The organism is Nocardia pseudobrasiliensis NBRC 108224, assembly GCF_001613105.1.
In the GTDB taxonomy this organism is placed as follows: Bacteria; Actinomycetota; Actinomycetes; order Mycobacteriales; family Mycobacteriaceae; genus Nocardia; species Nocardia pseudobrasiliensis.
This window is the reverse complement of the sequence record NZ_BDBS01000052.1, coordinates 36,487-59,491: the sequence shown is the minus strand read 5'-3', so window position 1 is coordinate 59,491 and position 23,005 is coordinate 36,487. Positions and strand designations below refer to the sequence as shown.

General features: G+C 67.5%; 25 protein-coding genes. 9 read left to right on the top strand and 16 right to left on the bottom strand.

The annotated features are described in order from the left end of the window. Positions 1 to 8 precede the first annotated feature (8 nt). Together mycP and NP4_RS33505 are read left to right on the top strand one after the other, a co-directional pair. Complete coding sequence (mycP, locus tag NP4_RS33510; protein WP_068006509.1) at positions 9 to 1,436, top strand: type VII secretion-associated serine protease mycosin; 1,428 nt, start codon at positions 9 to 11, stop codon at positions 1,434 to 1,436. Between the two features lie 112 nt (positions 1,437 to 1,548). Continuing rightward, positions 1,549 to 2,790 (top strand): MFS transporter, encoded by a 1,242-nt coding sequence (locus tag NP4_RS33505; RefSeq protein WP_068006508.1) that lies wholly within the window; start codon positions 1,549 to 1,551, stop codon positions 2,788 to 2,790. On the opposite strand, the gene eccB is transcribed toward NP4_RS33505, so the two are convergent. Continuing rightward, positions 2,791 to 4,239, bottom strand: coding sequence for a type VII secretion protein EccB (eccB, locus tag NP4_RS33500; protein WP_068006507.1), 1,449 nt, complete (start codon positions 4,237 to 4,239; stop codon positions 2,791 to 2,793). It lies immediately after the preceding gene. A gap of 171 nt (positions 4,240 to 4,410) precedes the next feature. Here eccB and eccE point away from each other — a divergent pair, with 171 nt between their 5' ends. Further along, positions 4,411 to 6,054, top strand: coding sequence for a type VII secretion protein EccE (gene eccE, locus NP4_RS33495; RefSeq protein WP_068006506.1), 1,644 nt, complete (start codon positions 4,411 to 4,413; stop codon positions 6,052 to 6,054). A 113-nt stretch (positions 6,055 to 6,167) separates the two neighbouring features. Here the strand turns inward: eccE and NP4_RS33490 are convergent, their stop codons facing one another. Beyond that, the gene (locus tag NP4_RS33490) at positions 6,168 to 6,728 is read right to left on the bottom strand and encodes an NADPH-dependent FMN reductase (RefSeq protein ID WP_068006505.1); all 561 of its coding nucleotides are present in this window, start codon (positions 6,726 to 6,728) and stop codon (positions 6,168 to 6,170) included. Between the two features lie 129 nt (positions 6,729 to 6,857). Here NP4_RS33490 and NP4_RS33485 point away from each other — a divergent pair, with 129 nt between their 5' ends. Beyond that, positions 6,858 to 7,844, top strand: coding sequence for a GAF domain-containing protein (locus NP4_RS33485; protein ID WP_068006504.1), 987 nt, complete (start codon positions 6,858 to 6,860; stop codon positions 7,842 to 7,844). Here NP4_RS33485 and NP4_RS42945 read toward each other — a convergent pair. Beyond that, positions 7,841 to 9,073, bottom strand: a complete 1,233-nt coding sequence (locus tag NP4_RS42945) for an NAD-dependent epimerase/dehydratase family protein (protein ID WP_068006500.1) — start codon at positions 9,071 to 9,073, stop codon at positions 7,841 to 7,843. The two genes, NP4_RS33485 and NP4_RS42945, sit on opposite strands and share 4 nt — an antisense overlap. Positions 9,074 to 9,077: 4 nt before the next feature. Beyond that, complete coding sequence (locus tag NP4_RS33475; protein WP_068006499.1) at positions 9,078 to 9,887, bottom strand: S-methyl-5'-thioadenosine phosphorylase; 810 nt, start codon at positions 9,885 to 9,887, stop codon at positions 9,078 to 9,080. A 137-nt stretch (positions 9,888 to 10,024) separates the two neighbouring features. Here NP4_RS33475 and NP4_RS33470 point away from each other — a divergent pair, with 137 nt between their 5' ends. Genes NP4_RS33470 through NP4_RS33465 form a run of 3 tightly spaced genes read left to right on the top strand, consistent with a single transcriptional unit; the run spans position 10,025 to position 11,063 of the window. Then, the gene (locus tag NP4_RS33470; RefSeq protein ID WP_068006497.1) at positions 10,025 to 10,357 is read left to right on the top strand and encodes a metal-sensitive transcriptional regulator; all 333 of its coding nucleotides are present in this window, start codon (positions 10,025 to 10,027) and stop codon (positions 10,355 to 10,357) included. Positions 10,358 to 10,398: 41 nt separating this feature from the next. Then, on the top strand, positions 10,399 to 10,644 hold the full coding sequence (locus NP4_RS40425; protein WP_082876448.1) for an AbrB/MazE/SpoVT family DNA-binding domain-containing protein: 246 nt from the start codon (positions 10,399 to 10,401) through the stop codon (positions 10,642 to 10,644). Further along, positions 10,641 to 11,063 carry a type II toxin-antitoxin system VapC family toxin gene (locus NP4_RS33465; protein ID WP_068006494.1) on the top strand — a complete coding sequence of 141 codons (423 nt, stop codon included), beginning with the start codon at positions 10,641 to 10,643 and terminating at the stop codon, positions 11,061 to 11,063. Before NP4_RS40425 ends, NP4_RS33465 begins: the two co-directional genes overlap by 4 nt. Before the next feature lie 6 nt (positions 11,064 to 11,069). Here NP4_RS33465 and NP4_RS33460 read toward each other — a convergent pair whose 3' ends face one another. Next, positions 11,070 to 11,903 (bottom strand): LLM class F420-dependent oxidoreductase, encoded by an 834-nt coding sequence (locus NP4_RS33460; RefSeq protein WP_068006546.1) that lies wholly within the window; start codon positions 11,901 to 11,903, stop codon positions 11,070 to 11,072. A 161-nt stretch (positions 11,904 to 12,064) separates the two neighbouring features. Here NP4_RS33460 and NP4_RS33455 point away from each other — a divergent pair, with 161 nt between their 5' ends. Beyond that, positions 12,065 to 12,520 (top strand): Hsp20/alpha crystallin family protein, encoded by a 456-nt coding sequence (locus NP4_RS33455; protein ID WP_068006492.1) that lies wholly within the window; start codon positions 12,065 to 12,067, stop codon positions 12,518 to 12,520. A gap of 119 nt (positions 12,521 to 12,639) precedes the next feature. Here NP4_RS33455 and NP4_RS33450 read toward each other — a convergent pair whose 3' ends face one another. The 10 genes from NP4_RS33450 to NP4_RS33405 all read right to left on the bottom strand — a co-directional run bounded on the left by NP4_RS33450 (position 12,640) and on the right by NP4_RS33405 (position 19,882). Then, a complete protein-coding gene (locus NP4_RS33450) occupies positions 12,640 to 13,491 on the bottom strand; it encodes a hypothetical protein (RefSeq protein WP_068006489.1) in 852 nt (283 codons plus the stop codon). 222 nt (positions 13,492 to 13,713) lie between these two features. Continuing rightward, a complete protein-coding gene (gene truA, locus NP4_RS33445) occupies positions 13,714 to 14,565 on the bottom strand; it encodes a tRNA pseudouridine(38-40) synthase TruA (protein ID WP_068006488.1) in 852 nt (283 codons plus the stop codon). Positions 14,566 to 14,643: 78 nt separating this feature from the next. After that, complete coding sequence (gene rplQ, locus NP4_RS33440; RefSeq protein WP_068006487.1) at positions 14,644 to 15,165, bottom strand: 50S ribosomal protein L17; 522 nt, start codon at positions 15,163 to 15,165, stop codon at positions 14,644 to 14,646. 47 nt (positions 15,166 to 15,212) lie between these two features. Then, positions 15,213 to 16,271 (bottom strand): DNA-directed RNA polymerase subunit alpha, encoded by a 1,059-nt coding sequence (locus NP4_RS33435; RefSeq protein ID WP_062509558.1) that lies wholly within the window; start codon positions 16,269 to 16,271, stop codon positions 15,213 to 15,215. A gap of 109 nt (positions 16,272 to 16,380) precedes the next feature. Further along, positions 16,381 to 16,986: a 30S ribosomal protein S4 gene (gene rpsD, locus NP4_RS33430; protein WP_062509560.1), complete on the bottom strand. Its 606-nt coding sequence runs from the start codon at positions 16,984 to 16,986 to the stop codon at positions 16,381 to 16,383. A gap of 24 nt (positions 16,987 to 17,010) precedes the next feature. Beyond that, positions 17,011 to 17,424: a 30S ribosomal protein S11 gene (gene rpsK, locus NP4_RS33425; protein WP_019929497.1), complete on the bottom strand. Its 414-nt coding sequence runs from the start codon at positions 17,422 to 17,424 to the stop codon at positions 17,011 to 17,013. A 9-nt stretch (positions 17,425 to 17,433) separates the two neighbouring features. Further along, the gene (rpsM, locus tag NP4_RS33420; RefSeq protein ID WP_062509562.1) at positions 17,434 to 17,805 is read right to left on the bottom strand and encodes a 30S ribosomal protein S13; all 372 of its coding nucleotides are present in this window, start codon (positions 17,803 to 17,805) and stop codon (positions 17,434 to 17,436) included. A 176-nt stretch (positions 17,806 to 17,981) separates the two neighbouring features. Further along, entirely contained in the window at positions 17,982 to 18,095 is a 114-nt protein-coding gene (gene rpmJ / locus NP4_RS33415; RefSeq protein WP_025347279.1) for a 50S ribosomal protein L36, read from the bottom strand. Between the two features lie 111 nt (positions 18,096 to 18,206). Continuing rightward, the gene (infA, locus tag NP4_RS33410; protein ID WP_040804562.1) at positions 18,207 to 18,428 is read right to left on the bottom strand and encodes a translation initiation factor IF-1; all 222 of its coding nucleotides are present in this window, start codon (positions 18,426 to 18,428) and stop codon (positions 18,207 to 18,209) included. Between the two features lie 194 nt (positions 18,429 to 18,622). After that, positions 18,623 to 19,882, bottom strand: coding sequence for an MFS transporter (locus NP4_RS33405; RefSeq protein ID WP_068006486.1), 1,260 nt, complete (start codon positions 19,880 to 19,882; stop codon positions 18,623 to 18,625). Positions 19,883 to 20,149: 267 nt separating this feature from the next. Between NP4_RS33405 and NP4_RS43480 the strand changes: the two genes are divergently transcribed. Further along, complete coding sequence (locus tag NP4_RS43480; RefSeq protein WP_245998271.1) at positions 20,150 to 22,408, top strand: MinD/ParA family ATP-binding protein; 2,259 nt, start codon at positions 20,150 to 20,152, stop codon at positions 22,406 to 22,408. Positions 22,409 to 22,416: 8 nt separating this feature from the next. On the opposite strand, the gene NP4_RS33395 is transcribed toward NP4_RS43480, so the two are convergent. Then, positions 22,417 to 22,872, bottom strand: coding sequence for a DUF4254 domain-containing protein (locus NP4_RS33395; RefSeq protein ID WP_245998272.1), 456 nt, complete (start codon positions 22,870 to 22,872; stop codon positions 22,417 to 22,419). Between the last annotated feature and the right edge of the window lie 133 nt (positions 22,873 to 23,005).

Sequence of the window (23,005 nt, the reverse complement as noted above, 5' to 3'; positions counted from 1 at the left end):
GCGCGATCATGACGACGCGAAGCTTCGTTCGCCGCGGCACCGCGGTAGCGCTGGCGACGGCCGTGACCGCACTGTCCGCGGTGATCGGCGCACCGGCCGCGGTCGCGGGCGGTCCGCCGCCGATCAATCCGGGCGCGCTGCCCGCCGACGGCAATCCCTCGCCGCCGGAGCCGACCGAACCCACCAACAACCCCTGCACCGGAACGCAGTCGGTCAACTCACCGGGACATCCTCCGGCACAACAGTTCCTGGGCATCACCGACGCCTGGCAGTTCAGTCGGGGCGCGGGCCAGACGGTCGCGGTCATCGACACCGGCGTGGCCCGGCATCCGCGGCTGCGCGATCTGTCCGGCGGCGGCGACTACGTGGGTACCAGTGACGGCACCGAGGACTGCGATGTGCACGGCACCATCGTCGCGGGCCTGATCGCCGCACAACCGTCGGACCGCGACGGTTTCGCGGGTGTCGCGCCGGACGCGCGGATCGTCTCGATCCGCCAGACCTCCGAGCTCTACCGGTACAAGAACACCCAGGTCGATCCGAACGATCCCAAAAACGGTGGCGGCGTGGGCAAGACGACGACGCTGGCCATGGCCATCCGGCACGCGGCGGATATGGGCGCGCGGATCATCAATATCAGCGAGGTCGCCTGCGGACCGGCGAATCTGAACGACGCCTCCGTCGGCGCGGCCGTACAGTACGCCGCCGAGGTCAAGGATGCCGTGATCGTCGCCGCGGCCGGTAACGCCGATCCGGGCGGTGGCGGCGGAAACCAACAGTGCCAGGGCAATTCGGGGATGGATCCGGTCAATCCGACCGCCGATCCGTGGAACAGCCTCGCCGTCGCGGTCACCCCGGCCTGGTACGACAAGTACGTGTTGGCGGTCGGCTCGGTCGACCTCAACGGTCAGCCGTCCCAGTTCACCGTGCCCGGCCCCTGGGTCGGGGTCTCCGCACCGGGTGAGCAGATCATCTCCCTCGATCCCAACGGCACCGGTCTGGCCAATGCCACGATCGGCCGCAACGGCGCGAATCCCTTGCGTGGCACCAGCTTCGCCGTACCCTATGTCTCCGGCGTGGCGGCGCTCGTGCGCGCCCGCTTCCCCGAACTGCCCGCGGCCGAGGTCGTCAAGCGCATCGAGGCGACCGCGCACCGGCCGCCGGAGGGCTGGAATCCGTGGGAGGGCTTCGGCGTCATCGATCCCATCGCGGCGCTGACCCACTCCGTCGATCCGAAAACGGTACTGGAGAAGAAGCCGAGTTCGATCACCGGACGCTCCATGCAGCTACCCGTGCCCGTCACCCCGCCGCCACCGGATCACACCTCACGCAATGTCGCCCTGATCGGCACCGGCGTCATCGGCGTCCTGCTGGTGCTCGGCTATCTGGCCTCGTTCCCCATCCGCCGCGTCTTCGGTGTGCGCGAGGACAACTGACCGAAGTTCCACCCCGACTCGCGGCCCGACCGGAAATCATCGACCGACACGCCACGCGTCCGTCAGGATCGGCGCAGAATTCGTAACGTCGAGGTTCGAGCGGGAGCGGGCTATGCCAACAGCATCACGACAGCGGCTCAGCGCCGACCAGCGCAATGCCTTCGTCGCCGCACAGCTCGGCTGGACGATGGACGCCTTCGACTTCTTCGTGGTGGTGTTCGTCTACGCCGATATCGCCAAGAGCTTCGATATGGCCAAGGCCGACGTCGCGTTCATCACCACGGCCACACTCATCATGCGACCGGTGGGCGCGCTGCTGTTCGGGCTGTGGGCCGATCGGGTCGGACGGCGTATCCCGTTGATGGCCGATGTCGCGTTCTATTCGGTCATCGGCTTCGCCTGCGCGTTCGCGCCGAATTTCACTGTGCTGCTGATTCTTCGCCTGCTCTACGGCATCGGCATGGGCGGGGAGTGGGGGCTGGGCGCGGCGCTGGCGATGGAGAAGATTCCGGTCGAACGGCGCGGCTTCTTCTCCGGTCTGCTGCAGGAGGGTTATTCGTTCGGCTACCTGCTGGCCTCGCTCGCCTCGCTGCTGGTGATGAACTGGCTCGGGCTGTCGTGGCGCTGGTTGTTCGCGCTGTCGATCGTTCCGGCGCTGATCATTCTGATCATTCGCACCCGGGTCGGGGAATCGGAGGTGTGGGAGAGATCCCGCGAGCGGATGCGGGTCACCCGGACCTCGTTGCGCGATGTGCTCACCAATCCCGTTGTGGTGCGGCGGTTCGTCTATCTGGTGCTGCTGATGACGGCGTTCAACTGGATGTCGCACGGCACCCAGGACGTCTACCCGACCTTCCTCTCGTCCTCCGAGCACGGCGGCGCGGGACTGTCGACGGCGACCGCCAAATGGATCGCGGTGGTGTACAACATCGGCGCGATCATCGGCGGCCTGGTCTTCGGCACCCTCTCGCAGCGCTACGGCCGCCGCTACACCATCATCTTCTGCGCGCTGCTCGGTCTGCCGATCGTGCCGCTGTTCGCGTATTCGCATGCCGCGGCGATGCTGTGCCTCGGTTCGTTCCTCATGCAGATCGTCGTGCAGGGCGCGTGGGGCGTCATCCCGGCACATCTGACCGAGATGTCGCCCGATGCCATCCGCGGTTTCTATCCGGGGGTCACCTATCAGCTCGGCAATCTGCTCGCCTCGCTGAATCTGCCCATTCAGGAACGCCTCGCCGAGAGTCACGGCTACCCGTTCGCGCTGGCGGTCACCATCGTGCCGGTACTGCTCGCGGTCTCGCTGCTGACCCTGATCGGCAAGGAGGCCAAGGGAATCAGATTCGCCTCGGACTGATCAGTTCTGCGCGGGCTGACTGTCCTTGGGCTTCACCAGTTGCTTGGCCGGATTGGCGTCGGGTGCGACACCGTCGTGGGCGACCATGGCCTCCTCGCGGCCCAGCGACGGACCCGAGGCCAGCAGGCCGACGATCGGATAGGGCGCGGGTTCCGGTTTCGCCTTCTCGGCGTCCATTCCCAGGGCCTTGGCCGCGGCGGGGTTCTTGATGCCGTAGCGGACCCCGGTGTCGGAGATGAAGAACATCGCGTCCTTGCGCTGACTGTCGGGCTCGATGCCGGTGGTCTGCACGAATACACCCGAGCCCGGAGTCTTGTAGAACGCGCTCACCACATGCCCCGGCGCATCGGCCTGGGCTAGCCGGACCGGTTGCGCGCCATCGGGAATCGGCAGCGCGCGGCCGGTGATCAGGGTCAGTTCGGCGCGCTTGCTGCCGTCGGTCTTGTCGGTGGCGCCCGACAGCGGCTTCCAGGACAGGCAGTCCACGGGCTGATCGCGGGCGTCGACGATGGTCGGGGCGCTGTCCGGATAGTTCGCGACCTGGAGCACGTTGATATGCGGCGGACCGCCCTGCGAGGTCTCGTACTGACCGACCTCCTGGTCCCGGCTCGACGACGGGTTGGAGTAGCGGATGATATCCGCGGTCATCGGCGAGATCTGCTGAATGCCATCGCGAAGCAGGACGAAGTACTCGTCCTTGGTGGCCACGTGCACGACATCGCCGATGCGATGCGCGCCCAGCGAATAGCCGGAGGGGAACCCGCCCGGATCGTCGATCTTGGGCGGCTTGATCTCCAGCACCTCGGGGATGGAGTTGAGCAGACCCTCGCTGATCGGGCGCGGGGTGACGCCGCGGATCTTCAGCGAGTCCAGCACCGCCGGATCCGACAGGTTCACTCGCGCGCGCTGATTGTCGTAGATCAGATAGGCCGAATCGCGGCCCTGCACCAGCAGCGCCTTGCCGTGCCCGACCCCGGAGGCCTTGTCCCCCAGCGTCAGATCGCCCGCGACCACGGTCGTGGTGACCGCGTTGCTGCCGTCGTTGCGCAGCTCGTCGCAGATGGTCCAGACCCGGCCCTTGCCGCCGGTGTCGAAGTTCATCGAGGCGGGCGCGCCCGGAATGCCGATCAGCGCGCCCAGCGGCTTCTTCGACAGCTCGGATTCCTTGATGGACACCGGTTTCGCCGGATCGTCGACCGCGAGCCGCGCCGAGGCCAGATTCAGCGCAGGATGCACGACACCGTCGATCACCGCGTAGACGGCGCCGGAATCCTTACCGACCAGGATCTTGTTCTCACCGATCGAACCCTGAGGGCGCAGCAGCGCGAGTACACCGCAACCGGCCAGGGCGACGACACCGAGCACGATGCCCGCGGCGTAGGCGCGCGATTGCGAACGCATCGGGTCGTGCAGCATGCGCACATCCCGCCGCACCAGGGCATGCTCCATTCGCCGGACCAGAAAGCGGTACCCGCTTATCTGCCAGCGAGTGGTGGGCTTTGAAGGCATGTGTCCTCCCCCGACAAGTGCTCGCGTTCGCAGAACACAGTACAGTTCAGCAGGACCGAAGTTCAGCTCGGCCACCGATAACAGGCCGATACCGGGTACTGGGGGACGACGATGGCCGAACCTGGCGGGACCAACAGCCGCCCGCTGTTTGGACGGATCTCGCTGGCGAATCTGCTGGCGGCACAGCTGCTGGGGCTGATCGTCGGCCTGATCGTCGCGGCCCTGCACGTGCGGTGGTGGTACGCGCTGGCCGCCGCGGTCGTGGCCGGTCTGCTGCTGTTGATTCCGCTGTGGAAGCGGACCGTCGCCGATTGGTTCACCACGATCCGGCGCTATCGGTCGCGCAACGAATACGAACTCGGCGACACCATCGACTTCCGCGGCCCGGACGGACGCTCACTCGGCCTGTACTGGGAGGGCAGCCGGGTGGTCGCCGTGGTCGAGGTATTGCCGCCGCGCGGTGGCCTGACCCGCATCGACCGCAGCACCGTGCACGCCTCGCATCTGCTGCCCCTGCCCGAACTGGCCGAATGCCTCACCCAGCACGACATCCTGCTCAGCGGCATCGACATCATCAGCCACGGCCACCGCAGCCGCTCCGGCACACCCGCGGGACCGATCTACGAATCGCTGCTGGGCCCGCTGCCCGCGACGGCGCATCGCACGGTGTGGCTGGCGATCGGCTTCGATCTGCTGGCCTGTCCGGACGCGGCCGATCGCCGCGGCGGCGGTACCGAGGGCGCGTGCCGCGCGGTCACCATCGCCACTCAGCGCATCGTGCGCGCGCTCGAGGATGCCGACTGCGCCTCGCGCGTGCTGACCACTCCCGAGATCCGCACCGCGCTGCGGCAGATCAGCGCGGGCGCCGATCCGCGTGGTATCGGCCAGAAGTGGCGCTACGCGGAGCTGGGCAACAGCGTGAACATCGGTGCCGCGATCGATCCCCGGCAGCTGGATTCCGAACTGCTGGCCCAGCTTTGGGTCGCGCCCTCGCGCGGGACCACGGTCGCGGTGCGGCTTCGGCCCGGCAGTTCCGCCGATTCGGTACGGATCGGGGCAGCGTGGCGGCTGACCGCGCGCGAACTGCCGGAGAAGGCCAAGCGCAAGCACATGGTGTCGCTGGCCGGACGCCATCGCGAGGGGTTGATCGCGCACTTCCCGATCGCCTCGCCGCTGGCCGACGATGTGGTGCCGCTGGCCGAATATCCGATCGACGCGATCGACGCGCTGCGACTGCCGTCCTCGGGCTGCGGTCAGCTGATCGGCTCCGATGATCAGGGCAATGGTGTGGCCGTCCGCGTTGTCGGACAGGGTATTTCGACGGTCTATGTGGCCGGGGAGCTGTATCTGGCCCAGCAGCTGGTCTTCCGCGCGTTGGCCGTCGGCGAGCGGGTGCTGGTGCGCACCGATCGCCCGCACATGTGGAATCAGCTGGTCACCACGGTCGGCAATCCGCAGCGACTGTCACTGGCGGTCGAAACCCACCAGAGCGACGCCGATTTCACCGCGGCCGTGGTGGACGGGGTCCTCGCCCCGCCGCCGCACGCGGGCGTCACCACGATCTACGTCTACGGCGACCCGATGAGCTGGCCCACGACCCGACCGGATCTGTCGATCCAGCAGCCCGGCGCGATCGGCAACCACGTCATCCTGCGCACCGGCACCGCCCAGGTCGACCTGAACCTGGTCTCGATTCCCCGCGAGACGACCTATATCGGCCAGCCCCGCGGGCGTCGAGCCATGGCCAACCAGTAGGGCCGCCGCCCACCCACTGCCCGGACGCCGACCCATTGCGGCCGCCAACCACTCAATCCCCGGCGGCCGCCCACTCGATCCCGGCCGCCACCCACCTATTTCCCGGCACGCTTTCAGCCGGGATACGGGTCGGAGGCTCGCGCGGCCCTCAAATGCTCACCCCACCAGGCCAATTGCCGTAACAACCGCTGCGCCGCATCGATGGCCGCACCGTCGTGGGTATTCCCGTCGGCGTCGAATTTTCGCTTGGCCTCGTGGAAGCTCACGGTCTCGCGGATCGAGACCATATGGATCTCCGCGACCACCTGCCGCAGCTGCTCCACGGCTCGCAAACCCCCCGACAGCCCGCCGTAGCCGACGAATCCGATCGGCTTGGCCCGCCACTCGTGCTTGGCGGTGTCCAGCGCGGTCTTCAGCGAGGCCGGATAGCCGTGGTTGTACTCGGAGGTGATCGCGACGAAAGCGTCCGCTGCGGACAGACGTTCGCAATAATCGCGGGATTGCTGCGTCGCGGACAGATCGATCGGCAGCGGCGTCAGCGCCAGATCGATGACGCCGACGTCGAAGCGTGGATCGGCGCGCGCGACGCGCAGGAACCAGTCGGCGACCACCGGCGCGAACCGCTGGGGCCGCACGCTGGCGACGATGACCTCGAGGCGCAGCGGGTTGTCCATGGCGCGAGCCTAATCGGCGCGCGATCGGCGAGCGGGGACTACCCTCGTGCCCGGCCCGGGGGTGGATAGTGCACGATATTCGCTGGCTGCGACGGGAGGGCCGGCGATTTTCGAGAAGGGGGCGGATGGGTGATCGACGATGACTGGCTGCTGATCGAAACGCTCGACGGATTCGAACTCGCCTCCGTCCTGGGGGTCGGTACCGCGCCGCGGCAGTGGAAGTCGCTGGCCCGCACGGTGCCCGCCCAGCTGTTCCCGGTTATCGCGGAGGCCCACGAGCGCGGCGTCCCGGTGGTGCGCGAATTGCCGCGGTCCCGGTACGCCTGGTCGGGGCGGCAGGCCTACGCGATACCCGTTGTCGGGCCGAGCGATCGCGTCCACGGCGTGCAGTTCTGGGTCGGTGACGCCGACGATCCGCCGCCGCGGCCCGGGGTGGCGCCCTTCGTCCTCGACGGCCGGTCCCGGCGTTTGGAAATGCCCACCGCGGGATGGGGGACGACCTTCGAGCCGGAACGATCGGTGTGGAACGGGGCCGAGATATTCACCGATATCGAGCGTTTCGACGGCGCACTGGATCTGGCCGTGGCGATCAATCGCGCCGAACCCGGCACGCGCTGGCTCGGCATTCTCTGCGTGCGCACGCCGACCGGCCTGCGCACGGGAATGCTGGCCACGCGCAATCTCACCGCCGATCCGCAGTGCTGGCACGGACTGGTCCTCGACATCACCGAAACCGTTGCGCCGCAGGGTAAATCGTTCGAGGCCACCACGGTGGACGCGCTGGTCAACGCGAATCCGGGACTGTATCTGGCGGTGGTCGACACCGCCCAGGGCAGGCTGATCCGCTGGATCAGCGCGCCGATCCCACGCCTGCGCTGGTCGGGCGGCACGGATGAGCGGACCATCCCCCATCCCGACGACCGCCCGCGAATCCGGGCCGCCCACACCGCGATCCTGGCCGGCGCGCGCTCGCACACCCTCGCGGGCCTGCGGCTGAGCGCCCGCGACGGCGGCTGGCTGACCGTCGACGCCGAGGTATCTCCGCTGCCCTACGGCCCACCCGATGCCGGACCACCCCAATTCGTCCTCGTCCGAATGGAATTGCGCGCGGATTAGGGGGCGGTGGCGTAGTCGGCCAGACCCTGCGCGGGCGCGATGCGGGCGGTGAAGCCGAGGGCCTCGCGGGCGCGTTCGGGATGGGCGACGATATGGCGGACGTCGGTGAGCCGATAGTTGCCGGTCACCACGGGTTCGGGACCGCGGCGGGCGCGCGCCATCAGCGAGGCCGCCTGCCACAGCGTGATCGGATGACCGGAGGCGATATTGAGCGGCACGAAACCCGGTAGCGCGCGCTCCACCGCGGCCAGCGTCGCGGCGGCGGCATCGCGGACGTGCACGAAATCGCGGACCTGACCGCCGTCCTCGAAGACGAACGGCGCGCGGCCCGCCACGAGTTCGGCGCGGAATCTGGCCACGACGCCGGAATGCGCCGCGGACGAGGGATGCTCACCGATCGGATCGCCGTAGACGTGGTGATAGCGCAGGACGGTCACCGCCGCACCGGTGCCCAGACCCCACGCCAGCGCGTAGTTCTCCTGCGCCGCCTTGCTCGCGGCATAGGCGGTGCGGGGCCGGGTCGGCGCCTCCTCGAGTATCGGATCCCAGGTCAGAATCTCCCCGGTGCGCGGTGCGCGGTGGTCGAACATGCCGCGGTCCAGATCGGTCCGCCGCCGCGCGATCGGGAAGAACACCCCGCCGCGCGAGCCGCGATAGCGGCCCTCCCCGTAGACCGACACCGACGAACCCAGTACCAGCCGCCGCACTCCGGCACGTTCCATGGCGGCCAGCAGGACGGCCGTGCCCAGATCGTTGTGTGCCGCATAGGTCGGCCCGGCCTGCAGATCCGGTCCGCCGGGCCGGGCCGGGGGCCGATCGCGTTGTCCGCGAACGGGTTCGGGCCCGCGCGCCGGTCTGGTCGCGGGTTCGGTGCCGCGTTCGGGAATGTCCTCGGATGCCTCCTTCGGCTCCGATTCGACTGTCGCACTGTCCACTTCGGGTTCCGGCGGCACCGCGGGCACGGCCGCGGCGGCCGTCTCCGCGACGACCGCGCCCGGCGGAACGGCCGCGGCGAGATGGCAGACCACCTCGACCCCGCGCAGCAGCGGATCCAGGGCGCGCGGATCGCGGACGTCGATCACCGAAACATCTTCCGGCGCGGACGCATTCGGCCCGTGCACGCTTGTGAGCAGCGCATCCACCGCTACCACATCGTGACCGGCGGCGCACAGCGCGCGGTGGACATGCGAGCCGATGAACCCGGCCGCGCCGGTCAGCAAAACACGCATCGACTCAGGGTAGTTCGAACGGCAGCGCCACTCCCGCATGAACACGGCAGCGCTCACAGGTTTCGGTCGAGCCGACCGCCGCCACCGCGTGGCGCACCAACTTCTTGAACGGCACCAGATTGCGCTCGAACTCCGCGAAGACGGCCGCGGCGCTGACGCCCTCACCCGATTCCAGCCCGGCGTCCAGATCGGTCACCAAAGCGATTGCCGCATAGCACATTTCGAGCTCACGGGCCAGGACGGCCTCGGGGAAGCCGGTCATGTTGACCAGTTCCCAGCCCTGTCCGGCGAACCAGCGGCTCTCCGCGCGGGTGGAAAAGCGCGGGCCCTGCACCACGACCATGGTCGCGTTCTGCTTCAGCGGCAATTCCTCGACCGCCGAGGCCACAGCCGCGCCGCGCAGATCGTCGCAGTAGGGATCGGCGAAGGAGACATGAATGCCGCCGTTGTCGAAGTAGGTCTGCGCCCGCCCGGAGGTGCGGTCCACCAGCTGATCGGGCACCGCGACCGTGCCCGGCCCCCAGTCGGCGCGCAGGCTGCCGACCGCACAGGGCGCGAAGATCCGGCGCACGCCGATCGACCGCAGCGCCCACATATTCGCCCGATACGGCACGGTGTGCGGGGAGTATTCGTGCTTACGACCGTGCCGCGGCAGGAAGGCCACCTGTCGGCCGTCGACATCGCCGACGGTGATCGGGGCACTCGGCGCGCCGTAGGGCGTCTCGATCTCGAGGGTGGTCGCGTCGTCGCCGAAGAAGTCGTAGAAACCGCTACCGCCGATGATGGCCAGCGCGGGGCGGGGAACCGAACTCATGCCCCCGATTCTCACCTACCCGATCCCGGCGCGTCGCATCGGATCATGCGAACGCCCGCATACGTGGCCGTCTGACAATTCTCCCAGCGTGCTGTACCCTAGGGGGGTATATTACCGGAACGACGGCAGGAGAGCCCGTGACCGAGGACCACACCATCACGGCGGATCAGTCCTGCCACGATCACACCACCCACGGCTACATCACGGCCAAGGACGACTACCTCAAGCGCCTGCGCCGCATCGAGGGCCAGGCACGCGGCCTGCAGCGCATGGTCGAAGAAGAAAAGTACTGCATCGATATCCTCACCCAGGTCTCGGCCATGACCAAGGCCCTGCAGGCCGTCGCGATGGGCCTACTCGAGGACCACATCAGCCACTGCGTGGTCGACGCCGCGGTCAAGGGCGGGCCGGAGGCGGAGGCCAAGATCAAAGAGGCCACCGACGCCATCGCCCGCCTCGTCCGCTCCTGAGGCGGTGGCCCAGGTCAGGACACGAATGGTATTTTTATGGCATGAGAGCTGCCATCGATGCCGCAGGCCGAGTGGTTATTCCGAAGCCGCTTCGTGATGCGCTCGGATTGACGGCCGGACAGCCCGTCGAAGTAGTCGAACGTGATGGCCACTTGGAGATCGCGCCCGCCCCTACCCCTATGCACCTCGTGGACGAGGGCGACGGGGTCGCGGCGGTCACCGATACCGAGATGCCCACGCTCACCGCCGAACTCGTGCGTGATGTCTTGGAGCAGAGTCGACGATGACCGATGTCGGCCCATCGGTCACGGTCGACTCCAGCGTCGTGATCGCGGGATTCGCCAGTTGGCACGAATTCCATGGAATCGCCCGAAAAGCGTTGTCCCGTAGACCCCGGCTCGTCGCGCACGCCGCTGTCGAGGCGTATTCGGTGCTGACCCGGCTACCTCCGCCACATCGAGCGCAGCCCGGTATAGTGCACGAATTCCTCACCAGTCGCTTCCCTGATCCTTATCTCACCCTTTCGGACGTTGGGTATCAGGAGCTCCTTGCGACGGCCGCGGCTGGCCAACTTCTCGGTGGTCAGACATATGACGCCTTGATCGCATGCACGGCCGCCGAGCATGCTGCGACGCTGCTGAGCCTCGATCGCCGCGCGACGATCACCTACGAAACCATCGGCGTCTCGGTCGAATACCTTGGCTGAATACCATCAGATCCGCTCGGCCAGGGCGGGCGCGAGTGCGCGCAGATCGGCCAGGGAGTCCGCCGAAACGACCTGAATCGCAACCTGATCCGCGCCCGCGGCCAGATGCGCGACGAGTGAGTCGGCGACCTGGTCGGCGGTGCCGTGCAGGGCGAGGGCATCGATGAGTCGGTCGCTACCGGGGAAGGCCACATCCTCGTCGGAGAAGCCGAGGCGCTTCAGATTCGAGACGTAGTTCTTCAGGTTCAAATAGAACTCCACCCGGGGGCGCGCGGTCGCGCGGGCCCGTTCGGGATCGGTGTCGAGCAGCACCTTGTGCTCGGCGACCAGAAGCGCGTCGACGCCGAGGATTTCGCGCGCCTGGCGGGTGTGCTCGGCGGTGGTCAGATAGGGCAGCGCGCCGGCGGTGCGATCGCGCGCCAGCTCCAGCACGCGTGGCCCCAGCGCCGCCAGCGCGCGTCGCTGCTGCGGCACGCCCGCCCCGTCCAGTTCGTCGAGGTAGTCCACGAGGGCGTCGTAGGGCTTGCGATAGACATCGGTGTGTTCGGGATGTCCCGCGCCGACGCCCAGGACGAACCGGCCCGGGAACTTCGCCTCGATCCGATGGAAGGATTCGGCGACCTGCTCGGCCGGGGCCGACCAGATATTGACGACGCTGGTCCCGATGGACAGGTTCTCGGTCGCCGCGAGCAGCGGGTCGACCTCCGCCAGTTCGGCCGCCGGCGATCCGCCCAGCCACAACGTCCCGTATCCCAGCGTCTCCAGCTCACGCGCACTCTCCGGCGTGAACGCCGAGCTGTGGCCCCATACGCCGAACTTTCCGAGTCCCTCAATCGTCATGCCCATCCGAACTCCACTGTGGCGCGACCTATTCCATCGCGGACGCGAGCCGAATCACATCTGGCACTCGTGCCATGAGAGTGCTAAATTTATTGGCGTACAGCTTCCGGCGCTCGCCGCTCGAGGCGGGCGTCGCCACTGACATATGGAGGTGATTTCCAGTGCTGAGGTTCGATCCGTTCCACGACATCGACACCGTTGCCCGCCAACTCTTGGGAGAGACCGCCGGCACAGCACGCGCGCCGCGCTTCATGCCGATGGATCTGTTCAAGGCCGGCGATCACTATGTGCTGAACGCCGACCTGCCCGGCGTGGACCCCGGTTCGGTCGAAGTCAGTGTCGACAACGGCACTCTCACCCTGAAGGCGCAGCGCAGCCTGCCCAGCGACCAGAACGTCCAGTGGGTCGCATCCGAGCGGTTCGCGGGTACGTACATGCGTCAGTTGTCTCTGGGCGAGGGCATCGACACCGACGACATCTCGGCCACCTACAACGACGGCGTCCTGTCCGTCACCCTCCCGATCGCGGAGAAGGCCAAACCCCGCCGCATCGAAATCAGCGGAATGGGCCACGGCCCCAAGACCATCGAAGCGAGCTCCGGCACCCAGCCGGGCTGAGAATCCGAAGTCCCGGCGACGAAGGAGGTGGTTTCCGCATAGCGACAACCTCGAATACCGAAGTAATGACCATCGAATAGGCAAGGGCGGCCGCGCATTTCGCGGCCGCCCCTTGCGGCCTACGCCGGATGCACGTGCGCCGGAAGCGGTTTCGCGGACATGGGCAGGGCGCGTAGTCGAGCGCGCAACACCACGTCGGTGACCTCGTAGGGGATATCGTCACCCTCGGGCTGTTCGGGTTCGATGCCGAGTTCGATGACCTCGCGGTCGTGGGATTCGCGCACGCCGAGGGCGGCCTCGACGCGCCAGCGGAATTCGTCGGCGGCGATGGGGGCCTCGGGGGCGGACTCCTCCTCGTTGGTCATGCGGCGGGCCTCCTCGAGGGCCTCGGCGCTGACGAAGGGGGCCAGATCGTTGGCCGAACCGCAGTCCTCCTCGTCGACGAACAGCAGGAAGCCGTCGGTGCGACCGGCCCGGTGGAAGCTGCCGTAGAGGACCGCGCCCACGCCATCGCCCTCGGACCAGCGGAAGTATTCGCCCGCGGTGGTCGGCTCGCCGAGCTCGGCCACCCATGGCGGAGCCACGACCCCGGCGGCCGCCAGGCGATCCGCGGCCGCGACGGCCAGCGATCGGGTCTGTCCGGAGGTCAGCGCCGCGACGCTGAGCAGGAAGGCCAGGGCGCCCGGCGTCCCGTGCTCCTCGGCCTCGGCGATGAACAGCTGCGCGAACGCGTCGGCCGCCTCGGCGCCGGTGCCGTAGCCGATCGCCAGCAGCGAGGCGGCCAGATACTCACCGTCCACCGGATCGTCCACGGGCTCGAAGTCGTCGAGGGTGGCAACGACATTGTCGAGCATCTCCCGGACCACCGGATGGTCGGGACCGAGCTGCTCCTCCGCGGGCTCGGCGGGCTCGTATTCGCGCCCGCGATGATTCTTGCTTTCCTTCTTGCGACCTCGACTAACCGGACTCATGGAAGCCGAGTCTGCCATCCACGGCCCCCTGGCCACCTCATCAACTCGCCAATCACTCGCCACAACAACCAGAGCCCACCCACACGGGAACCGAGCCCACCACCCGCAGAGCCCCGGCCACCTCATCAACTCGCCAATCACTCGCCACAACAACCAGAGCCCACCCACACGGGAACCGAGCCCACCACCCGCAGAGCCCCGGCCACCTCGTCAACTCACCGATCACTCGCCACAACAACCGCCGCCCGCCGGAACGGTACGCATTTCCCTGGTCTGGGCATTGCGGGCGGCGAGTTCGGCATCGGGCGGGTAGTCCACTGCGATCAGGCTCAGGCCGTGTGCCGGGGCGACCGTGACCGAGCTGGAGCGCTCGCGTTCGGCGAGGAGTCCGGCGACCCATTCGGGCGTGCGGCGACCCTCACCGACGGCCAGGACCGCGCCGACCAGACTGCGAACCATGGACCAGCAGAAGGCATCCGCGCTGACGTAGGCGGTGAGCAGGTCGCCGTCGCGCTCCCAGTCGAAGCGCTGCAGTTCCCGCACGGTGGTCGCGCCCTCGCGGCGGCGGCAGAAGGCCGCGAAATCGTGCAGTCCCAGCAGTTTTCCCGAGGCCACGCGCATTGCCGCGAGGTCCACTTCGGACCGGCACGGAACCACACTGCGCGCACGCAGCGGTTCGGCGCCGTAGGGCGCGGTGGTCAGGCGGTAGGCGTAGTGACGGCGAATCGCCGAGAAACGAGCGTCGAATTCGGGTGGGGCCGTGCGAACGGCGGTGACCCGCACATCTTTCGGCAGGAAGCGGGCCAGCCTGTGCACCAGTTTGGCGGCATCCGGTTCGGAGGTCGTATCGAAATGCGCCACCTGGCCCTCGGCGTGCACACCCGCATCGGTGCGTCCGGCCACCGTGAGCTGGATCGGTTCGCGCAGCACCTTGCTCAGCGATTCCTCGAGTACGCCCTGCACGGTGCGCAAGCCCGGCTGACGGGCCCAACCGGTGAAATCTGTGCCGTCATAACCGATATCCAGTCGTACCCGAACCGCAACGGTGTGCTGGGCCGGATCCTCGGCGATCACAGCGACCTCCTGGTTAACATGAGCGAGCCCGCCGACCCGGAGGGGACGGCGGGCTCGCGCGTCAGGTGAGGGAGCGAATTACTCGCCCTTTTCCTCGGCAGCCTTCTCCTCGGCGGCCGGAGCCTCGGCCTCGACGGCCTCGGCCTTGGTCTCCTCGGCCTTGGTCTCCTCGACCGGGGCCTCCTCGACCTTCTTCTGCGACGCAGCCACCCGGCGAGCGCGATCGGCCTCGTTGGTCACGGTCTTCTCCCGAACCAGCTCGATGATGGCCATCGGCGCGTTGTCGCCCTTGCGGGGGACGGTCTTGATGATCCGGGTGTAGCCACCCTCGCGGCCCTCGAACGACGGTCCGATGTTGGCGAAGAGTTCGTGGACCACATCCTTGTTGCGGATCACCTTGAGCACCTCGCGACGGTCGGCAAGGGAGCCGGCCTTCGCCTTGGTGACGAGCTTCTCGGCGTAGGGGCGCAGCGCCTTGGCCTTGGCCTCGGTGGTCGTGATCCGACCGTGCTCAAAAAGCGCCGTGGCCAGATTGGCGAAGATCGCCTTCTGGTGCGACGCCGACCCGCCGAAGCGAGCACCCTTCTTGGGCTTGGGCATTGGTTGTTCTCCTTAGGAAAGACCAGCGGGGCTGCGGCCCCGGCGGCCTAGAGCTGTTCGGTTTCGGCGTAATCCTGCTCGCCGCTGTCGGTGTCGCTGAACGAGCCGCTGTCGCTCCAGGTCCCGCTGGCGGCGTCGTAGCCGACGACGCTGGAGGGATCGAAGGAGGCCGGGCTGTCCTTGAGCGACAGGCCCAGCGAATGCAGCTTGACCTTCACCTCGTCGATGGACTTCTGCCCGAAGTTGCGGATGTCCAGCAGATCCGATTCGGTGCGAGCGACCAGCTCGCCGACGGTGTGCACACCCTCGCGCTTGAGGCAGTTGTACGACCGCACGGTGAGGTCCAGGTCCTCGATCGGCAGCGCGAACGAGGCGATGTGGTCCGCCTCGGCCGGGCTGGGCCCGATCTCGATACCCTCGGCCTCCACGTTCAGCTCACGCGCCAGGCCGAACAGCTCGACCAGGGTCTTACCGGCCGACGCCAGCGCATCCCGCGGGGAGATCGAGTTCTTGGTCTCGACATCCAGGATGAGCCGGTCGAAGTCGGTGCGCTGCTCGACACGGGTCGCCTCGACCTTGTAGGTCACCTTCAGCACCGGAGAGTAGATCGAATCCACCGGGATCCGGCCGATTTCCGCGCCCGAGGCCTTGTTCTGCACGGCCGGGACGTAGCCGCGACCGCGCTCGACGACGAGCTCGATCTCCAACTTGCCCTTGTCGTTCAGGGTGGCGATGTGCATATCCGGGTTGTGGACCGTCACACCGGCCGGGGGCACGATGTCACCGGCGATGACGGCGCCCGGGCCACTCTTGCGGACGTACATGGTGACCGGCTCGTCCTCTTCGGACGACACGACCAGGCCCTTGAGGTTCAGGATGATGTCGGTGACATCCTCCTTCACGCCCGGGACGGTGGTGAACTCGTGCAGCACGCCGTCGATGCGGATGCTGGTGACGGCCGCGCCCGGAATGGACGACAGCAGCGTGCGGCGCAGCGAGTTGCCGAGGGTGTAACCGAAGCCCGGCTCCAGCGGTTCGATGGTGAACCGCGACCGGTTCTCGGTCACGACCTCTTCGGTCAGCGTCGGTCGCTGTGAAATCAGCATGAGGATCTCCTCCTTCAGGGGCGCCCGCTATTTGACACCCACGAATTGGTTCCCCGGCCCCCGGCATTCGCACTGGAATGCCGGGGCGAGGACAGCAAGCTCGAACCGCTTACTTCGAGTAGTACTCGACGATGAGCTGTTCGTTGATCGGCACGTCGATCTGCGCGCGCTCCGGCAGCTGGTGGACCAGGATCCGCAGCCGGTTCGGCACGACCTGCAGCCAGCCCGGGATCGGGCGGTCGCCGTAGGTCTCCCGCGCCACCTGGAACGGCAGGGTCGCCAGCGACTTGTCCTTGACATCGATGATGTCGTACTGCGACACCTGGAAGCTCGGGACGTTCACCTTGACGCCGTTGACCAGGAAGTGGCCGTGCGAGACCAGCTGACGGGCCTGACGACGGGTCCGGGCCAGACCGGCGCGGTACACGACGTTGTCCAGCCGGGTCTCGAGCAGACGCAGCAGGTTGTCGCCGGTCTTGCCCTTCTGCCGGTGGGCTTCCTTGTAGTACGTCGCGAACTGACGCTCGAGGATGCCGTAGGAGAAGCGAGCCTTCTGCTTCTCCTGCAGCTGCATCAGGTACTCGGACTCCTTGATCCGCGCGCGGCCGTGCTGGCCCGGCGGGTAAGGACGACGCTCGAACGCCTGGTCGCCTCCGACGAGGTCGACACGCAGACGACGCGACTTGCGGGTGATGGGGCCGGTGTAACGAGCCATAGTTCTCTAAACCTTCCTTCCCGCTTAGACGCGACGCCGCTTGGGCGGACGGCAACCGTTGTGCGGCTGCGGGGTGACGTCGGAGATCGTGCCCACCTCGAGGCCGGCGGCCTGCAGCGAGCGGATCGCGGTCTCACGGCCCGAACCCGGGCCCTTGACGAACACGTCGACCTTCTTGACGCCGTGCTCCTGCGCCTTGCGGGCAGCGTTCTCGGCGGCGAGCTGCGCGGCGAACGGGGTCGACTTGCGCGAACCCTTGAAGCCGACGTGGCCCGAGGACGCCCAGGAGATGACGTTGCCCTGCGGGTCGGTGATCGACACGATCGTGTTGTTGAACGTGGACTTGATGTGCGCGTTGCCGTGCGGAACGTTCTTCTTGTCCCGGCGACGCGACTTCTGGGTCTTCTTGGGGCCGGAGGCCCGACTCTTCGGAGGCATCGGTTATCCCTACTTCTTCTTGCCGGCGACGGTCTTCTTCGGACCCTTGCGCGTACGCGCATTGGTCTTGGTCCGCTGACCACGCACCGGGAGGTGGCGACGGTGGCGGATGCCCTGGTAGCAGCCGATCTCGATCTTGCGACGGATATCGGCCTGCACCTCACGGCGCAGGTCACCCTCGACCTTGAATTCCGACGCCTCGATGAAGTCGCGAAGCTTGGTCAGATCGTCGTCGGTGAGATCCTTGGCGCGAGTGTCGGGGCTGACGCCCGTGTTCTCGAGGATCTCCTTGGCGCGGGTACGGCCGATGCCGAAAATGTAGGTCAGTGCGATCTCCATGCGCTTCTCGCGCGGGAGATCGACGCCCATCAGACGTGCCATGGTGGCGATTCCTTAATGGTTGCGGAGGTCTGCTCCCTGTCCGTCCCCTCGTAGTGGGGCCCCGGCCTCCGTACCGGGGGTAATTGGGCATCCGCCCTCGCGGGCTCGTCGATGACCCAGTGGCGCTGGGAGGTCTTCTTTGTTCTGTCAAGCAGAACTGCGATCGTGCTCTACGACTAGCCCTGGCGCTGCTTGTGGCGCAGGTTGTCGCAGATCACCATGACCCGCCCGTTACGGCGGATCACCTTGCACTTCTCGCAGATCTTCTTGACGCTGGGCTGAACCTTCACGTCCGTCCAATCTGGTTGTGGTTCACAGGGGTGTGAACACAGTTTTTCCCCGGTCCAACGACCGGGGAAGTCTTTATCCGTCGTCCCGAACCAGGTCCGCGCGCGGCGCGGTCACTTGTAGCGGTAGACGATGCGACCGCGAGTCAGGTCGTAGGGCGAAAGCTCCACCACCACGCGGTCCTCGGGCAGGATGCGGATGTAGTGCTGCCGCATCTTGCCGCTGATGTGCGCGAGCACCTTGTGACCGTTCTCCAGCTCGATCCGGAACATCGCATTGGGCAACGGCTCGATTACTCGGCCCTCGACCTCGATGGCCCCTTCCTTCTTCGCCATATCCTCCGCGATCCCGGTTGGGCCCAGCCTGGTTGGCTAGGCTTTCGGTTGGCTGTCACTGCAATGTCGTGCGCTTGCGTCGACCCGGTGCCATACTCTGACGAAAGCGACATGCGGACATGAAGCGACCGACGGGTAGGTGCACCGCCGGTCAAGCTTACCCGCGAGTGATGCGTTCGACCAAATAGGGTCGGTTATGCGGGCGCGAGCGGCTCGCGTCCGGTCAGCGGGCCCCAGACCACGAGCAATCCGATCATGAGCACCAACGCCGCGGTGATGATCGAGAAGACCGCGCCCGGACCGTGGTTCTCCAGCACCGGCAGCAGCAGGAACGGCTGAATCGCGGTGCTGAGCTTGGACAGCGAATAGGTCGCGCCCGACGCGGTCCCCCGCACACTGGTCGGGAACGATTCCGGCAGATAGGTGTGGATCGCGTCGGAGAAGATATTGCTGCTCACGGTGAACAGCCCGCCCGACAGCAGGATCAGCGGCACCGCGGTCGCGAAGCCGAAGATCAGTCCGAAGATCGCCATGAGCGCGGTGGTGCCGATCACCAGATATTTGCGCTCGACGCGTTCGATGAGCGGAATGGTCAGCAGCGATCCGATCGGATAGCCCAGATAGGTGACGGCCAGATAGCCGAGCGAATTGACCACCGTGAAGCCCTTGGCCTGCAGCACCAGCACGGCCAGCGTGCCGAAGCCGTAGTAGCCGAACACCTGCAGGATCATCACCGCGCCGAACAGCAGCGTGCGAGTTCGGAAGGGCGGCCGCAGGATTCGCGTGAACGGCACCCGCTCGGCGGTCTCCTGCTGCCGCGCCAGCCACTTCGGGGACTCCGGCATATGTCGTCGCGCCACGAATACCAGCGCCGCGCCGAGGCCGCCGATCACGAACAGCCATCGCCAGCCGTCGATGCCCATCGGATGCAGCGGCACCAGCCAGCGGGCCAGGAAGCCGACGGTCGGCACCGCGCAGAAGCCGATGGTGTAGGCGATGGCGATCATTCGGCCGCGCACCTGCGCGGGCATCACCTCGGACAGATAGGTGTCGGAGACCGTCATCTCCGCCCCGATGCCGAGACCGGCCAGCGCGCGGGTGGCCATCAGGAACCAGACGTTCGGGCTGAACGCGCCCAGCAGCGTGAAGCCCGCGTAGATGCCGATATTGATCATGAACATCCGGCGGCGGCCGAACAGATCCGACAATCGGCCCAGCACCAGCGCGCCGACGAACTGTCCAGCGAAGGCCGAGGCGAGGATGCCCGAGAGCTGATAGGTCGACAGATGCAGTTCCTGCTTCAGCACGCCGGTGATGGTTCCGGCCAGGAACAGTTCGTAGAGATCGAAGAACAGCCCCATGCCGACCAGGACGACCAGCCTGCGATGGATGGGCCGGATCGGGAGCTCGTCGAGCCGCGCCCCGCTTCGACCGTCTTCGACTGTTGTCGCCATCCCGCCATGCTCCCGATCTCGCAACGGCTCGGCAATGCAGCGCGCCGAGTGTGAGGCACGCTACAACAACCCGGGCATCGGTTCCGGGTGGCCCGACCGGGCGGCAGGTCCGTCGCGCCCGATTGCGCTCGCGTAAACTACCGGCTGTCCAGGTAATCCGGTACCAGCAGATCCAGGGGGATCCGTGAGGGAGCGCAGCGAGCGAGTGTGGTGCGCAGCGCCCTCGGGAGCCCGCGGAGCTGAGCTCGAGCGCCTGCGAGGTGCGTTGTGAGTCGTAACGACGACGGCCTGCCGATGCTGCCGCCGTGGCTGTCCGAGAGTGAGGTCACGCAGTCCGGTTACGAGGCCCCCGTTCAGAATCTGCCGCAAGAGGATCTGATTCCGGAGGAGGCCGCGTCGCGCCGGAAGGGGCGGCGTAGATCCGAGGAGGCCGAGGGCGCCAAGAAGCGCCGCATCGGTTGGCGCCGTGACAAATCCGAGGCCGAGGAGCACGAGGAGCCCGTCCGCCCCAATGGCGAGACGCTGCCCGAACCGCCGCAGAATCTGCCCCCGCTCCCCCAGCGCCACGGCGGCGAATTCCAACTGCCATACCAGAATTCGCCGACCCCGACCAATGGTGGCGAACAGGCTCCCCCGCCGCCACACTGGCAGGCCGAAGCTCCCTCGCTGCGGTCCGAACAGTGGCCGGGCCAGCAGAACCCATCGACACCGACGGCCGAGACCCCGGCCTGGCAGGCACCGCCTGCGCCGGTGCCGCAGGCGCATTCGAATACCGCCGACGTCGCGGATCCGACGGCCGCCGAGCCGACCACCCGGATGAGCCGCCCCGACCTCCCGCCGCCACCGGACCGCGCCGCGAGCCGACCGCCGCTGCCCGAGCCGCCGGAACACGCCGCGCCCGAACGACTTCCGGACCTGTCGCAGACCGAACCGCCGTCCAACGATCAGCCGCCGCCGTGGCTGACCCCGATGCGCGCCCCGGAACCGACTGCGGCCCAGCCCGATTCGCTCCCGCATCCGACGCAGAGCGGACAGAGCCCCTCGACAACGGCATTCACCGACCCGAACTCCCGCCCCCCGCTGCCCGAGGCCCCGTCCCCACTCCCGCGGCAAACTCCGCAATCGGACACCGCCAACCAGTTCGCCCCGAACACCCCACCCGCGCCGCATTCGGACGCCCCCGCCCCGGGCCCGTTCGCGCCCACAACGCGCACACCACAACCCGACGCGTCCGCTCCCTTCGCGCCCACAACACCCGCGCCGCAAACGGACGCACCCGCGCCCGGACCGTTCGCACCCACAACTCGTGCGCCGCAGTCGGACACACCTGCGCCGGGGCCGTATATGCCGCACGCCCCGGGACCGCACGCGCCGCAATCCGAGACGCCGCAGGGACCGCGCAACGCGTCGCAGGCTCCGGTCGGCGACGATTACGTGCCGGGTCCGTATTCCGGAATGAATTCCGGCGCACCGAATTACGCTCCGCAGCAGCCCTATCCTCCGCAGCAGGGTGGGCAGTGGCAGCAGGCCGCTCCGCCCTGGGGCGCGACTCCGCCGCCGCAGCAGCAGTATCCGCCGCAGTACGGGCACCAGGGCCCGCCGCCCTCGCTGGACGATGTTCCGGTGCGCCGGGCGAAAAAGGCGGCCGGTTCGGGCTGGCGTCGGGCGGTGCACCATATGTCCGGTGGCGCAATCAATCCGGGCATGTCGGCCGAGGAGCGGCGGCTGCAGGAACTGGTGGCGCGGATTCGCCAGCCCGTGCGCGGCGACTATCGGATCGCGGTGCTCTCGCTCAAGGGCGGCGTCGGCAAGACCACGACGACCATGGGTATCGGCTCGATCTTCGCGTCCATCCGCGGCGACCGGGTGATCGCCGTGGACGCCAATCCGGACTTCGGCACGCTGTCGCAGCGGGTGCCGCTGCAGACCCGTTCGACGGTGCGAGATCTGCTGCTGGATCAGGCGATCCGCTCGTACTCCGATGTGCGCAGGCATACCTCGCAGGCGACCAGCCGACTGGAAGTCCTTGCCAGTGAGCGGGATCCGGCCGCCTCGGAGGCATTCAGCGACGAGGAGTACCGCAAGGTCGCGCGCATCCTGCAGCGGTTCTACAACATCATCCTCACCGACTGCGGTACGGGACTGATGCATTCGGCCATGGGCGGCGTACTGGAACTGGCGCATTCGCTGGTGCTGATCTCGTCCTCGGCGATCGACGGCGCCCGCAGCGCCGCCGCCACCCTTGACTGGTTGTCCCTGCACGGCCACGACCACCTGGTCCGCAATGCCGTCGTAGTGATCAACCTGCCGCGCCCGGGATCACCGAATGTCGGAATTCAGCAGCTGCGCGAATACTTCCTCTCGCGCTGCCGCGCCGTCCACATCATCCCCTACGACGCCCATCTGTCCGAGGGCGCCGAGATCGACCTGTCCCGCCTGCACAAGAACACCAAGCGCGCCCTGGTCGAGCTCGCCGCAACCGTCGCAGACGATTTCGCCACCGACCACCGACGCTACAGTGTTTGATTGCGCGGTTACCAGGCCGGGAGTCGGCGTCGCCCCGCGAGGACGTCGTTGACGAGATCGTCGTAGGCGTCGGCCAATTCGGCCAAGTGGTGCCAGGCGCCGTGCAGCACTTCGTCGTTCGCGTCCAGGGTCATCAGGGCGTGGTGGGCGCGGACCGAGGCCTCGGCGAGGCGGTCGATGACCGAGCCGATGGTTTCGGTGTGCAGGGTCGCGCCGAGTCGATGCTGTGGAACCGTGCGGGCGATCCAGTCGTCGATCGCCATGACCAATTCGGTTCGGCGGCGCTCGATTTCGATGATCGTCGTGGGATCGCTGTCGGGCTCGGATCCGCCGCGACCGATGAGGCGGCGCTCGTGCAGCACCGCGAGATCGCGCGCGAACCACAGCAGGGGCCCACCGATGACGCGGTGGCCGCGACAGGCACGCAACAAGATATCCGAACTCGGCAGTAGGCCGGTCGTCAAGGATTGGACCGCAGTCGCGCCAATGGGTGCGTCGGGCAGTGCCACGACCACCGTCTGAGATGTCTCCGAACCCGCCACGTTGCCTCGCCGTCATCGCCGTTACAACACTCGTTCAGGACTTCATTACAATAAA

Coding starts and splice junctions, on each gene's coding strand:
- mycP (WP_068006509.1), top strand. CDS start 9: ATGACGACGCGAAGCTTCGTTCGCCGCGGCACCGCGGTAGCGCTGGCG.
- NP4_RS33505 (WP_068006508.1), top strand. CDS start 1,549: ATGCCAACAGCATCACGACAGCGGCTCAGCGCCGACCAGCGCAATGCC.
- eccB (WP_068006507.1), bottom strand. CDS start 4,239: ATGGAGCATGCCCTGGTGCGGCGGGATGTGCGCATGCTGCACGACCCG.
- eccE (WP_068006506.1), top strand. CDS start 4,411: ATGGCCGAACCTGGCGGGACCAACAGCCGCCCGCTGTTTGGACGGATC.
- NP4_RS33490 (WP_068006505.1), bottom strand. CDS start 6,728: ATGGACAACCCGCTGCGCCTCGAGGTCATCGTCGCCAGCGTGCGGCCC.
- NP4_RS42945 (WP_068006500.1), bottom strand. CDS start 9,073: ATGCGTGTTTTGCTGACCGGCGCGGCCGGGTTCATCGGCTCGCATGTC.
- NP4_RS33475 (WP_068006499.1), bottom strand. CDS start 9,887: ATGAGTTCGGTTCCCCGCCCCGCGCTGGCCATCATCGGCGGTAGCGGT.
- NP4_RS40425 (WP_082876448.1), top strand. CDS start 10,399: ATGAGAGCTGCCATCGATGCCGCAGGCCGAGTGGTTATTCCGAAGCCG.
- NP4_RS33465 (WP_068006494.1), top strand. CDS start 10,641: ATGACCGATGTCGGCCCATCGGTCACGGTCGACTCCAGCGTCGTGATC.
- NP4_RS33460 (WP_068006546.1), bottom strand. CDS start 11,903: ATGACGATTGAGGGACTCGGAAAGTTCGGCGTATGGGGCCACAGCTCG.
- NP4_RS33450 (WP_068006489.1), bottom strand. CDS start 13,491: ATGAGTCCGGTTAGTCGAGGTCGCAAGAAGGAAAGCAAGAATCATCGC.
- rplQ (WP_068006487.1), bottom strand. CDS start 15,165: ATGCCCAAGCCCAAGAAGGGTGCTCGCTTCGGCGGGTCGGCGTCGCAC.
- NP4_RS33435 (WP_062509558.1), bottom strand. CDS start 16,271: ATGCTGATTTCACAGCGACCGACGCTGACCGAAGAGGTCGTGACCGAG.
- rpsD (WP_062509560.1), bottom strand. CDS start 16,986: ATGGCTCGTTACACCGGCCCCATCACCCGCAAGTCGCGTCGTCTGCGT.
- rpsK (WP_019929497.1), bottom strand. CDS start 17,424: ATGCCTCCGAAGAGTCGGGCCTCCGGCCCCAAGAAGACCCAGAAGTCG.
- rpsM (WP_062509562.1), bottom strand. CDS start 17,805: ATGGCACGTCTGATGGGCGTCGATCTCCCGCGCGAGAAGCGCATGGAG.
- infA (WP_040804562.1), bottom strand. CDS start 18,428: ATGGCGAAGAAGGAAGGGGCCATCGAGGTCGAGGGCCGAGTAATCGAG.
- NP4_RS33405 (WP_068006486.1), bottom strand. CDS start 19,882: ATGGCGACAACAGTCGAAGACGGTCGAAGCGGGGCGCGGCTCGACGAG.